Genomic DNA, 14302 nt, shown 5'->3' with positions numbered 1-14302 from the left:
TTATGTTTTATAGCATATTAATTGATTTGCATCAATTAATTTATTTGTTATAAGGCAGAATTATAATTTCAATGGCAGCAAATATGACAAAAAGGCACGGAAGATAATCTTCCATGCCTTTTTACTATATGATACCTATTATATAAATAGGAAAAGAATCCTTATTTCGTCGGAGTCTGTGCTAATGTAGCCACCAGGAAGTCATAGAACTTCTGTACGGTAGGAATCAAGCTCTTTCATCCGGTGAGTGCGGCGAACGCAATGTCGGACCAAATGAAATCATATCCAACCCCGGAATGATAGCACCGATAATACCACATTCCAAACCTGCATGAATTACTTTCACTGCGGGTTCTACTCCAAACTGCTGTTTATAAGATTCCTTCATCGCATGCAAAATAGGTGATTCAACGTTCGGCTGCCATCCTGAATAGCCGCCAGTCATTTCTACCTTCATGCCTGCCATAGAGAAGCAAGACTCAAGACTGGTAGTCAGATACTCTTTCATACTATCGCTGGAGCTACGGGCCAGAATCTTAATCTCAGCCTTACCACCGCCAATCGTAATGATAGCCAGATTAGAAGATGTTTCCACCGTATCGGGAACGGTCGGAATCATACGGGTCACACCATTCTGACAAGCAAAGATGGCATCAATCAGATTATCCTGAATTTCTTCGGGCACTTCACCGGCAGGAAGCTCCACACGTTCTGCCGTAAAGCTGATCGGAGTTTCGATTGCAGAGAACTCTTCATTGAACAAGTCTTCGCAATATTTCACCAAGCCCAGCAGTTCCTCTTCGTTTTCAGCAGGAATGGCAAGTACCGCACATGCCTCACGAGGAATCGCATTGCGCATATTACCACCGTCCCAGCTTACCAGGCGGGCTTCATAGCTGGCAACCGCTTCACGCACGAAACGTACCAACAGCTTATTGGCATTGGCGCGCCCTTCATTGATTTCCAATCCGGAGTGTCCACCACGCAAACCTTTCAGACTTACTTTAACAGCGACGTCGCCTTCTTCGGGAGCTACTTCCTTATATTCCAGCGTAGCAGTCACATCCATACCACCGGCACAACCGATATACAGTTCGCCTTCGTCCTCAGAGTCAAGATTCAGCAGGATTTCTCCGTTTACCGTACCCGGTTTCAAGCCGAATGCACCGTACATTCCGGTTTCTTCATCTTTAGTGATCAATGCTTCCAGCGGACCGTGTTTCAGATCATTCGCTTCCAGTACAGCCATGATAGCAGCTACACCCAGTCCGTTATCAGCACCCAGCGTAGTACCTTTGGCTTTTACCCAGTCACCGTCTATATAAGTTTCGATAGGATCTTTTTCAAAATCATGAACTGTATCATTATTCTTCTGAGGAACCATATCCATGTGTGCCTGAAGAATTACACCTTTCCGGTTTTCCATGCCCGGAGTTGCCGGTTTACGGATAATCACATTACCCGCTTCGTCTACGAAAGATTCCAGTCCCAAGCCTTTTCCGAAGTTAATCAGAAATTCAGTCACTTTCTCCATGTGTCCGGACGGACGGGGAATCTGAGTCAACGAATAAAAATGCTTCCACACATTCTGTGGAGCTAAAGAAAGAATAGTACTCATAACAAATCTATTTTTATTAAGTGATTACTTTCGCTGTCTATTGGTAAACGGCAAAGCCGCCAAACCATATACACCCAACAAAACTACCAAAAAAGTTTGAATACCGTGCACAATTAGAGCAAATATTCCGGCATCCGTCACATTTACTCCGTAAAGCATCATCATCTCCATGATAGCAAAATGCCACGGTCCCGCCCCGTTGGGAGTCGGCACAATAACAGCAAACGTACCGCCGACAAACATTACCAGTGCCGCAAGAATGCCCAAATGAGCAGTGAATGCAAAACAATAGAACGTAAAATAGAAATGAAAAAAATAACAAGCCCAGATGGCCAATGTATAAAATATGAACAAAGGAATATTGCGTACTCCTTTCAAAGACATGATTCCTTCCCAAATATTCAACACAAAGCCTTTCACCCGTTCATAGAAAAACAGCGTTTTCCTTAAATAATAAAGAAGCACCACCACCCCGATAAAACAAAACAGGACGATATAAAACCATACCGAAGTCAAAAGATAAGCAAAAGAAGGTATCTTGGTCCCCGTATTTTCAAGGAAAGTGACAAACACCGGCATTTGCAGCAATACAGTAATGCCGGTAATCAGAAAAATGGTCAATGTATCTACCAGTCGCTCCGTCACCACTGTCCCCAGCGATTTGGCAAACGAGACATTATCATACTTCGCCAACACCCCGCAACGACTCACCTCCCCTATCCGGGGAACGACCAAGCTGGCGGCATAAGAAATAAAGATGGCATTCACACAGTCGCTTCTTCTGGGGAAAGCATCCAGCGGCTCCAGCGTCTGCCGCCACCGCCACCCGCGAAATACCTGAGCAAGCACCCCGAACAAGAGCGAAAAAAGCATCCACCACCAGTTCGTACCATGCCGTAATACCTCGCCGACCCTGCTGAAATCAAAGTCGCGATAAACCCAGTATAGAATAAAGCCGCCTAAAACGATCGGTAATATCAGCTTCAGCGTCTTTTTTAGTAGTTTCTTCATCCTTAATTCTTCATTCTTCATTTAAAAGAATTACCTTTGTCGGCTGCAAAAGTAATTATTTAGTTGGTAAATGAAATTAGTAAAGCCTAAAAAGTTTCTCGGACAGCACTTTCTGAAAGATCTGAAAGTAGCGCAGGATATTGCCGATACAGTCGACACCTTCCCCGAACTGCCTGTATTGGAGGTAGGACCGGGTATGGGAGTATTGACCCAGTTTCTGGTAAAAAAAGACCGGTTGGTAAAAGTCGTTGAAGTAGACTACGAATCGGTTGCCTATCTCCGTGAAGCCTATCCGTCACTGGAGGATCACATTATCGAAGACGATTTTCTGAAAATGAACCTTCACCGGTTGTTCGACGGAAAGCCTTTCGTACTGACCGGTAATTACCCGTACAACATCTCCAGCCAGATATTTTTCAAGATGCTGGAAAACAAGGACATCATCCCTTGCTGTACCGGAATGATACAGAAAGAAGTAGCCGAACGTATCGCTGCCGGACCGGGCAGCAAAACCTACGGCATCCTGAGCGTACTGATACAGGCATGGTATAAAGTAGAATATCTCTTTACCGTCAGCGAACATGTTTTCAACCCGCCCCCAAAAGTGAAAAGTGCCGTCATCCGCATGACCCGCAATGATACCAAGGAACTGGGATGCGACGAAAAACTGTTCAAACAAGTGGTGAAGACCACCTTCAACCAACGGCGCAAAACATTACGCAACTCTATCAAGCCGATTTTAGGCAAAGATTGTCCGCTGACGGAGGATGCATTATTTAACAAGCGCCCGGAACAACTGTCGGTGGAAGAATTCATCAGTCTGACCAACCAGGTGGAAGAAGCGCTGAAAACAGCCACCGCATCCGGTAACTGACCGATAGTGAGCGAAACCCGTAATTTGTAAAACGTTTAATCGTAAACAAAAAGATGAACGAGGAATACATTGACAACGTAAAACACCTTATCGAGCAAAAAGATGCCGATAAGGTTAAAGAACTTCTTGTCGACCTTCATCCCGCCGACATCGCTGAATTGTGTGATGACCTGAACCCGGAAGAAGCCCGGTTTGTCTACCGCCTGCTCAACAATGAAACCGCGGCCGACGTACTCGTCGAAATGGATGAGGACGTTCGTAAAGAGTTCCTCGAAATGATCCCTTCGGAAACAATCGCCAAGCGCTTTGTGGACTACATGGACACGGATGATGCCGTAGACCTGATGCGTGACCTCGACGAAGACAAGCAGGAAGAAATTCTTTCGCACATCGAAGACATCGAACAGGCAGGAGACATCGTGGACCTCTTGAAATATGACGAAAACACCGCCGGTGGTCTGATGGGCACCGAAATGGTAGTCGTGAACGAGAACTGGAGTATGCCCGAATGTCTGAAGGAAATGCGTCAGCAAGCCGAAGAACTGGACGAAATATATTATGTATATGTCATTGACGACGATGAACGCCTGAGGGGAATCTTCCCGCTCAAGAAGATGATCACCTCCCCTTCTGTCTCCAAAGTGAAACACGTGATGCAGAAAGACCCGATCTCCGTACACGTAGACACTTCCATCGACGAAGTGGCGCAAACCATCGAAAAGTATGACCTTGTTGCCATCCCTGTGGTGGATAGCATCGGCCGACTGATAGGACAGATCACCGTCGACGACGTCATGGACGAAGTTCGTGAACAGTCGGAACGTGATTACCAGTTGGCATCCGGTCTTTCGCAGGACGTAGAAACCGATGACAACGTACTAAGACAGACCACAGCCCGACTGCCCTGGCTACTGATCGGCATGATCGGAGGTATCGGAAACTCCATGATATTGGGAAATTTCGACGCAACCTTTGCCGCACACCCCGAAATGGCATTATACATTCCGCTGATTGGCGGTACGGGAGGAAACGTCGGTACACAGTCTTCCGCTATCATCGTACAAGGGCTTGCCAACAGTTCGCTGGACGCCAAAAACACTTTCAAGCAAGTGACCAAGGAAGCGGTAGTAGCCTTAATCAATGCTACCATCATCTCCCTGCTGGTATATACCTACAACTTTATCCGGTTTGGTGCGACGGCTACGGTTACTTATTCCGTATCCATCAGCCTGTTTGCCGTTGTGATGTTCGCCTCCATCTTCGGCACACTGGTCCCGATGACACTGGAGAAACTAAAAATAGATCCCGCCATCGCAACAGGTCCGTTTATAGCCATCACAAATGACATAATCGGTATGATGCTGTACATGGGAATTACTGTTTTATTATCATAAAAATGCGATAATCAAAAAAAAATAAGCAAAAGAGTATGAAGTAATCGTTTTATTTCATTATTTTGTGACCCAAAACTAATATACAATGATGGACGCTCATGACACTAATCTTCCCTTGAACCAAGGGGAGTTAGAAGAAGAAAAGAAAACAGTTGAGGTTTCTGAAGCCATTACAGAGACTCCGACTGAAGAAGGTACCGAAAAAGTTACTGAAGAAGTTACTGCCGAAGTTCAGACTGAAGCAGCACCTAAACCTGCCACAAAGGAAGACGTACTGAACCGATTGAAAGAGCTTGCGCAAGACTCGGAAAACGCAAACAAGCAGGAAATTGACAATCTAAAACAATCATTCTACAAGTTACACAACGCCGAGTTAGAAGCTGCTAAAAAGCAATTTATCGACAACGGAGGCGCTGCCGAAGACTTCACTCCGAAGGATGATCCGACAGAAGAGGAATTCAAACGCCTCATGGGATCGATCAAAGAGAAAAGAAGTCAACTTGTAGCCGAACAGGAACGTCAGAAAGAAGAAAATCTGCAAGTCAAGCTTTCCATTATCGAAGAACTTAAAGAATTGGTAGAATCGGGTGATGATGCCAATAAATCTTATACAGAGTTCAAAAAGCTGCAACAGCAATGGAACGAGACCAAACTGGTTCCTCAGGGCAAGGTGAATGAACTTTGGAAGAATTACCAACTGTACGTAGAGAAATTCTATGATCTGCTGAAACTGAACAACGAATTTCGTGAATACGACTTCAAAAAGAATCTGGAGATCAAGACTCATCTTTGCGAAGCAGCCGAAAAGCTTGCTGACGAAGAAGATGTAGTTTCCGCTTTCCACCAACTTCAGAAGCTGCATCAGGAATTTCGTGATACGGGTCCGGTAGCTAAAGAACTGCGTGACGAAATCTGGAACCGTTTCAAGGCTGCTTCTACGGCTGTAAACCGCCGTCACCAGCAACATTTCGAAGCGCTGAAAGAATCGGAACAGCACAATCTGGATCAAAAAACTGTCATTTGCGAAATTGTAGAAGCAATTGAATATGATGAACTGAAAACATTCTCGGCTTGGGAGAACAAGACGCAGGAAGTGATTGCTCTGCAAAACAAATGGAAGACAATCGGATTCGCTCCCCAAAAGATGAACGTGAAGATATTCGAACGCTTCCGTCATGCCTGCGATGACTTCTTCAAAAAGAAAGGAGAATTCTTCAAGGCTCTGAAAGAGGGAATGAACGAGAATCTGGAAAAGAAGAAAGCACTTTGCGAAAAGGCAGAAGCACTGAAGGACAGCACTGACTGGAAAGCAACCGCTGATGCGCTGACCAAATTGCAGAAAGAGTGGAAAACAATCGGTCCGGTAGCCAAGAAATACTCGGATGCCGTATGGAAACGTTTCATCACTGCTTGTGACTATTTCTTCGACCAGAAAAACAAGGCTACTTCTTCACAACGTTCTGTAGAAGTAGAGAACATGGAGAAGAAGAAAGCGTTGATTGAAAAATTAGCTTCAATCGATGAAAACATGGATACTGACGAAGCCAGCACTTTGGTACGCGAACTGATGAAGGAGTGGAATACCATCGGTCATGTTCCGTTCAAGGAGAAAGACAAATTGTATAAGCAATATCATGGCTTGATCGATCAACTGTTCGACCGTTTCAACATCAGTGCATCCAACAAGAAATTAAGCAATTTCCGTTCAAACATCAGCAATATCCAAGGAGGAGGCTCTCAGTCTTTATATAGAGAACGGGAAAAACTGGTACGTATTTATGAGAATATGAAGAATGAACTTCAGACTTATGAAAATAACCTGGGATTCCTTACTTCTTCTTCCAAGAAAGGTAGCAGCCTGCTGACTGAACTGAATCGAAAAGTGGATAAACTGAAAGCTGACCTTGAACTGGTATTACAGAAAATCAAGGTTATCGATGAATCATTGAAAGCGGAAGAATAAATATTCCCGAAACAAAGGATAAATCCTCTAATATAAAAGCCAACTAACCCATTATGGATTTAGTTGGCTTTTTTATTGAAGCTTTCATTATATTCTCACTGCACTGAGAAAAAATTCTCAATGCAATGAGAAAATTTTCTCAAAGGCATGAGAATTTTTTCTCAGTGTGGTGAGAATTTTTTCTCAAAGGCATGAGAACTCTTTGAGAATATAACAACCTTTATCACGCTGTGTACTATCCAAATAGCAATTAAATATTTTCTCCCTTACACCCGTAATTAAACGACTGCCAAAATGCTTTATATTTAAGAAGTGAGTTTTTCGCCCGGTCTGACCGAAACAATCAACCAATTAAAAAGGAATAGAGGAATAATTAAACTAAGTTCTTGTAGAACTTAGCACAAAAAAACAGTTTGTTAATCCACTTGTATCTAAACTAATGCATCTAACTAAGCAATAGATTTACCATCTTTTTTGCTAAAAATCAACGATTCGTGTGCAAATATACTAATTAGTTTGAAAAAGTCATACTATTTTTCAAGAATATTTCATATTTAAATTACAAATAAGTTTTTCATTTATTCTCATTTAATCAATCAACGGGTAGAAACAGAGTGAGTATTTCACTATTACACGTTTACATCCCCCAATATTCCCCATTGATTATCAACAACATGCATTCTATTCCATCTTATCATCTACTATATTATAGTTCTACAAGAACTAAGACATAGAACCTATTATTTTTTTGACTTTAAATCAGCATAGTTCAGCACACAAATAAAAGTTTTAACTTCTAATTTTAATGCCTATGAGAAAGAAATAAGTATTCCAAATCCAAGAGTACCACAAGTACTTCAACTTGTTTTTACCCTTTTTACCTTTAATAAAACTAATATTAATTTATGAAAAAATGCTTTGAACTAACACCATGCTTGCTGGCATTCTTATGCATTACCAGCTGCGTAGAAGATGTTGATAACGAACGTTCTAAGGGAATGTTCTCAGCATCACAAAGTGGATTCTCCACCATTGAAGTTTACGATTTAGGCCCTCTCAACAAGATTGATCTATCCATTGCCAAGGCAGGATTAGAGGATACCGGAGGAACGGTGACTTTTTCAGTAGAACAATCCCTGTTGGATTCTCTGAATAATGCGGACGGCACTTCCTATCAATTACTACCTCCCGAATGCTATACGATTGAAAATGCAACCTATTCCGTCTCTCCTGGCGGAGACAGGCGCGTAACAGGAGGCAGTCTGGTGTATGATCCTCACAAAATCTACAACCTGTGCGGCTTTGATGAACTTAAATACGTTCTTCCATTACGGGTATCCTCTACAGGGACTCCTATGAACTCCGACCGAACGGCAACACTTTACGGATTTATCGTTAAAGAAGCCATCGTCAGACTTGCATCTACCGGAGGAGACTTCGTAGTAGAAGGAGGAACAACTACTTCACCTATGAATCTCGACACAGAGATAAGCTTTGAGAACGAATGGGATCTGACGACCTCGTTTGCAACCAAAGGAGCGGACTATGTGGACAACTACAATTCGGCAAATTCGACCTATTACATATCTTTACCTTCCGACTTCTACACTCTTCCCGATGTCACTATCGCCAAGGGAAAGACAACGGGAGGCTCTGCTATTAGCCTGCTGGGTGAAACACTTCCCCCCGGAAATTATCTTCTTCCGGTTTCACTCGGCGGACTTAGCGGACAAGGAGACGCCAGCATCAACATAGACAAGGAAACGGTAGCCAACTATTTCGTAATCAAACAAGGCGGCCCTATTAACCGTGACCACTGGACAGTGACTGCCAACACGGAAGAAAAGACAGGCGAAGTTTCAGCCGCTTACCCCCACAACGGTCAGACAATATCTTTGATTGACGGAGAGATAAACACTTTCTGGCATAGTAAATGGCAGGGAGGAGAAGTAGCTCCACCATACGAAATAATACTCGACATGGGCAAAGAGAACAGTGTCAGCCAATTAGGACTCATCGCCAGACAAAATGCACTTACTTCTATGAACCTTGAGATTTATGCAGGAGATGACGGTGAAACATGGAACCTAATTGGAAAATACTTCTTTGACGGTAGCATAAAAACAGAGCAAATGGTCCCCGTAAAAGCATGTGATGCACGCTGGATACGTATTTACATCCCCACTCTGGGCAGTGGTTCATCTGTAGGACACCTGGCAGAAATATATGTATACGGCACGGACAAGTAACCTTAATTATTTTCTAATTCTTACTTAAAAGAAACATTTATGAATAAGATATTAAAAGTAATGTGTTTCATTCTGTTTGCCTTATTTGCAGGAATAAACACTATTTATGCACAAGGACAAAGTCCGACAGGACTCGTAGTCGATGAAAACGGGCAGCCGATGATCGGAGTGCAAATAAAAATCGAAGGAACCACAGTCGGTGCCATCACTGACGTAGATGGTAATTTCACCATCAAAGCCCAAAAAGGCAATATACTTCTTTTCTCTTATGTGGGTTACGAACAGCAAAAAATCACTTATAAAGGAGAAAAGGTATTAGCAATCAAAATGCTTCCGAGCACAGAGATGCTGGAGGACGTCGTTGTTATCGGCTACGGAAAACAAAAGAAGAACAGCGTAGTGAGCTCCATCAACGCCATCGGTCCCAAAGAGTTGTCCGTTTCTTCCAGCCGTAATATGACCAATAATCTGGCAGGGCAAGTACCGGGCTTGATCGCAGTGCAACGTTCCGGTGAACCGGGATATGACAATGCCGACTTTTGGATTCGGGGACAAAGTTCTTTCAAAGGCGGTACCAATCCGCTTGTATTAGTCGACGGTGTCCCCCGGCAAATGCAGGATATTGAAGCGGATGAAATTGAATCATTTACCTTACTGAAAGATGCTGCCGCCACAGCTGTTTACGGAGCCGAAGGCGCAAACGGAGTTATCTTGATTACTTCCAAACGAGGAAATTCACAGAAACCTAAAATCTCTTTCCGAGCCGAAGGAACTATTCTCGAACCAACACGTCTGCCGACTTTCATGAACTCAGTAGAAACGTTGAACCTATACAACGAAGCATTGAACAACGAAGGGACCGCCAGCATACGCACAGACGAAGAGATAGCTAAATACGGTCCCGGAGCCGACCGTGATTTATATCCGGACACCGACTGGCTGGATGCAATGCTAAGAAACCACACCTATAATATGCGGTATACCCTGAACGTAAGAGGAGGAACTGAACGTGCCCGTTACTTCGTATCCGGCGCCTTCTATCAGGAAAATGGTATATTCAAGGATTTCGGCAATGACTATGATAACAATATCGGATTGAAGCGCTACAATCTGCGCAGCAACATTGACTTTGACGCAACTAAAACCACAACAGTAAAAGTAGACCTCAGCGGACAATACCTGCAAACCAATTATCCGGGAACAGGAACCAGCACTATTTTTACTACCATGTGCCGTACTCCGTCTTATATCATGCCGGCAGTTTATTCCGACGGAACTGTGGCCGGACATCCCCGTCCGTCAGGCAATCGTTCCAACCCGTACAACCTGCTTGTTAACTCAGGATACGCCAAAGAATGGAGAACTTCCATCCAATCAAAAGTGGAAGTAGATCAAAAACTGGACTTCCTGACTAAGGGCTTGACATGGAAAGGCCTCATCAGCTTTGACGCAGACATGTCATATATCGCCAAACGCACCAAAACACCGACACAATATCTGGCCACAGGACGCGACGAAAATGGCAAACTGTTATATAAGACTGTAGTAGAAGGCAGCGATGTGTTATCAGAAAACCTGAGTAACAGTTCAAACAAAAAGATTTACTTTGAAACAGCCTTCAATTACAACCGTACATTTGCAGAGAAACACGATGTAGGCGCTATGTTCCTATACATGCAAAAAGAAACACAGTATCACAATAACGCTTTACCTTATAGAAAGCAAGGTTTGGTAGGCCGTGTAACTTATGGATATGACGGACGCTATTTCTTAGAAGGTAACTTCGGCTACACCGGTTCGGAAACCTTTGCAAAAGGCTATCGCTTCGGTTTCTTCCCCGCCATGGGTTTGGCATGGTATATCAGCAATGAACATTATTATCCGGAAGCCTTGAAAAAGGTAGTAAGTAAATTGAAACTAAGATTCTCCATCGGGCGTACCGGTAACGACGATACCGGAGGCAACCGCTTCTTATATCGTGGAACCATGAAACAAGATAATAGTGGCTATAATATCGGATTCAGCAACAGCGGTGCATTGGGCGGAGTAGGCAATGGAATTACCGAAGCCCAGTTCGAGTCACCGTTTCTTTCCTGGGAAATCGAAGACAAACGCAACTTCGGTATCGACTTGGGGTTATTCGACAACCGCATTGACCTGCAAGTGGACTACTTCAACAACAAACGTAAGGACATCCTATTGCAACGTAATACCGTTTCCAATGTGACAGGCTTCCAGCAAATGCCATGGCAAAACTTCGGTATCGTGAAAAACCAGGGTGTGGATGCAAGTCTGAATCTCAATTATAAAGTCGGTGAAGTAAACCTGAGCGCACGCGGCAACTTTACATTTGCACGCAACGAAATCCTCGAATATGATCAGGTACCACAAGTCTATCCGTGGCTCGAAAAGAAAGGAACTCGCCTCAACTCATGGAAACTATACATTGCTGACGGACTTTATACCGCCGACGACTTCAACATAACAGGTGAAGGTCTGAACCGCCAGTATGAACTGAAACCGGGAGTTGTATCCGGCTTGTCAAGCGGAGTACGTCCGGGAGATATCAAATACAAAGACCTGAACGGAGACGGTAAGATCGACAGCAACGACCAAATGGAAGATGTAGGAAATCCTTCCGTTCCGGAAATAGTTTATGGCTTCGGCCTCAATGCCGAATGGAAAGGAGCCTATGTCGGTATCTTCTTCCAAGGATCAGGAAATACATCGACCGTATTAGGAGCCAGCTCGGACGGAGCATTTTTCCCGTTCCAATGGGGAGTCGAAGAATCCGCTGTACGATCAGAAGTAGCCAACAGATGGACCGAACAGAACCCAAGCCAAAATGTAATGTTCCCGCGCATGCACTCTACCAATTATGATAACAATACAGCTGCCAGCACCTGGTGGCTGCGGAATGCCAGCTTCCTGCGACTGAAAAATATTGAAGTCGGTTACAACTTCAAGGAGAAAACACTGAAAAAAATCGGTATACAAGCTTTGCGTGTTTATCTGCAAGGAAACAATCTTTGTGTATGGGATGATATCAAAATGTGGGACCCGGAACTTGGAAACACCAACGGCGGCTTCTCATATCCACTGAGCCGGACTTTCACATTCGGTCTTGACTTTACTTTCTAATAATACATATAATACATTATATATATGAAGACATTGAAAAAACTATCAATCATAGTGACCGTAGGACTAAGCACGATATTCTTTTCGGGTTGCAGCGATTATCTGGATGTATCGGACGACCTGGCGGCAGAATTAAGCATGGAAGAAGTATTCAATAATACCGGTTATGCCCGTCGCTTCCACCGATATATATATTCCGGAATTCCGGATGTATCAAACATTATTATAACCAGTTCTTATGCAGCCTTGACAGGATTGGATAATCCCTGGCCGGCAGTTTCCGACGAGTTAAAAAGTGCACAAAATAATGTCAAGACAATTCCGACAGTAGGTTACCATGCCGGATCGGCGGATTTATCGCGCTGGAGTCTTTACAAACAAATCCGTCAGGCAAACGAATTTCTGGCATACTCGCATACGATCCCACAGCAAGGTGACGTTACGGATTACATTGACGAAGACGAATTGGCAAGATTGAAAAACGAAGCTCGTTTCCTACGTGCTTACTATCACTACTTGTTATTTGAATTGTATGGTCCTATCCCCATTATGACAGAAATATCGGAACCGTCCGCAAGTGATCTGGACTATTACCGGAACTCTGTCGACGAAGTAGTGCAATTCATCGATTCCGAACTCAATGAATGCTACAATGAGCTGCCTGAAAAGGAAGTGAACGATGACGGGACTCCAAACGAGAACCGAAGCGCAGCACCTACCAAAGGGGCAGCATTGGCTATTCTGGCAAAACTCCACGTGTATGCCGCAAGCCCCTTACTTAACGGAGGATATTCGGAAGCAATCGCATTGAGGGATAATCAGGACAAACAACTGTTTCCTGCGAAAGATGACAAAAAATGGCAAACTGCCTTAAACGCGTTGCAGCGCTTCATTGATTATGCAAAAACTCACTATCACCTTTATAAAGAAAAAGATAAAGACGGAGAGTTGAATGCAGAAGAATCTCTATACCAACTCTTTCAGGTAAGTTTGAACAACCCGGAAGCTATCTGGCAAACCAGCAAGAATTCATGGGGCGATGTAGGTGGAGAAGGAAGAGAACGCAGATGCACTCCACGTGCGATATATAGCGGATTCGGTTGTGTAGGTGTATTGCAGGAAGCCATTGACGATTTCTACATGAATGACGGCAAGAGTATTCACGAGTCAGGACTTTATTCAGAAGAAGGCATTGGCGAAGACGGCATTCCTAATATGTATAAGAATCGCGAACCACGTTTTTATCAGGCCATAACTTACTCCGGCAAGACATGGCAAAAAACAACGAAACAGATTTATTTCTATAAAGGCAGCGGAGACGATAACTCCAAAGCGGATATGAGCTACTCCGGCTATCTGCTTTACAAGGGAATGAACCGTGATCTTTTAAACCAAGGAAGCAATGCCAAATCAAAATACAGAGCAGGAATGTTATTCCGTCTCGCCGACTTCTATTTATTATATGCCGAAGCGTTGAACCATGTAAATCCTTCGGATGAACGTATCATTGCACATATCGACAGTGTCCGCTACCGGGCAGGTATCCCTTTACTAAAGGACATCAAGCCTGAAATAAAAGGCAACCAAGCCTTACAGGAAGAAGCCATCCGCAAAGAACGCCGGATCGAACTATTCGCCGAAGGACAACGCTATTTCGACGTCCGTCGCTGGATGTGTGCCGATGAAGAAGGATATAAGCAAGGCGGACCGGTACATGGTATGAATATGAATGCCGATAACCTGGAGGACTTTATGGAGCGTACCGCATTTGAAACCCGTATTTTTGAAAGACGCATGTACCTCTATCCTATCCCGTTAAACGAGATTCAGAAGTCGAGCAAACTTGTTCAGAATCCGGGTTGGTAGCAGCCAAATGTCATAACACAGACACAATAGGTATCCCATCATAGATGCAGAAAAACATCACCTAAACGGTGCTGATGTAAAAAGAGTTTTCCATTCATTTTGGAAGACTCTTTTTTTTGAGCCTTACCAACTTGAAAGTATACCACAAAAAGCAAAAACCCCGCTAAAATTGCAGTTTTAGCGGGG

7 protein-coding genes and 1 pseudogene are annotated in these 14302 nt (G+C 43.8%); 6 read left to right on the top strand and 2 right to left on the bottom strand.

What is annotated here, in order from left to right:
* Positions 1-161 precede the first annotated feature (161 nt).
* Positions 162-1618 (bottom strand): annotated as a pseudogene (locus tag HMPREF9007_RS16755) (aminoacyl-histidine dipeptidase).
* Between the two features lie 24 nt (positions 1619-1642).
* Positions 1643-2629 carry a lysylphosphatidylglycerol synthase transmembrane domain-containing protein gene (locus tag HMPREF9007_RS16760; protein WP_008760929.1) on the bottom strand — a complete coding sequence of 329 codons (987 nt, stop codon included), beginning with the start codon at positions 2627-2629 and terminating at the stop codon, positions 1643-1645.
* Positions 2630-2699: 70 nt separating this feature from the next.
* Here HMPREF9007_RS16760 and rsmA point away from each other — a divergent pair, with 70 nt between their 5' ends.
* The 6 genes from rsmA (at position 2700) to HMPREF9007_RS16790 (ending at position 14116) form a co-directional block, all read left to right on the top strand.
* A complete protein-coding gene (rsmA, locus tag HMPREF9007_RS16765) occupies positions 2700-3503 on the top strand; it encodes a 16S rRNA (adenine(1518)-N(6)/adenine(1519)-N(6))-dimethyltransferase RsmA (protein ID WP_008760928.1) in 804 nt (267 codons plus the stop codon).
* 53 nt (positions 3504-3556) lie between these two features.
* Entirely contained in the window at positions 3557-4897 is a 1341-nt protein-coding gene (gene mgtE / locus HMPREF9007_RS16770; RefSeq protein WP_008760927.1) for a magnesium transporter, read from the top strand.
* Positions 4898-4982: 85 nt separating this feature from the next.
* The gene (locus tag HMPREF9007_RS16775) at positions 4983-6860 is read left to right on the top strand and encodes a DUF349 domain-containing protein (RefSeq protein WP_032850269.1); all 1878 of its coding nucleotides are present in this window, start codon (positions 4983-4985) and stop codon (positions 6858-6860) included.
* A gap of 905 nt (positions 6861-7765) precedes the next feature.
* A complete protein-coding gene (locus HMPREF9007_RS16780) occupies positions 7766-9109 on the top strand; it encodes a DUF1735 domain-containing protein (protein WP_008760925.1) in 1344 nt (447 codons plus the stop codon).
* A gap of 39 nt (positions 9110-9148) precedes the next feature.
* Positions 9149-12250 carry a TonB-dependent receptor gene (locus HMPREF9007_RS16785; protein WP_008760924.1) on the top strand — a complete coding sequence of 1034 codons (3102 nt, stop codon included), beginning with the start codon at positions 9149-9151 and terminating at the stop codon, positions 12248-12250.
* Between the two features lie 24 nt (positions 12251-12274).
* A complete protein-coding gene (locus HMPREF9007_RS16790) occupies positions 12275-14116 on the top strand; it encodes a RagB/SusD family nutrient uptake outer membrane protein (RefSeq protein ID WP_008760923.1) in 1842 nt (613 codons plus the stop codon).
* The last annotated feature ends 186 nt before the right edge of the window (positions 14117-14302 follow it).

Source organism: Bacteroides sp. 1_1_14, assembly GCF_000162515.1.
In the GTDB taxonomy this organism is placed as follows: Bacteria; Bacteroidota; Bacteroidia; order Bacteroidales; family Bacteroidaceae; genus Bacteroides; species Bacteroides thetaiotaomicron.
This window is presented reverse-complemented; position numbering and strand designations above follow the sequence as displayed.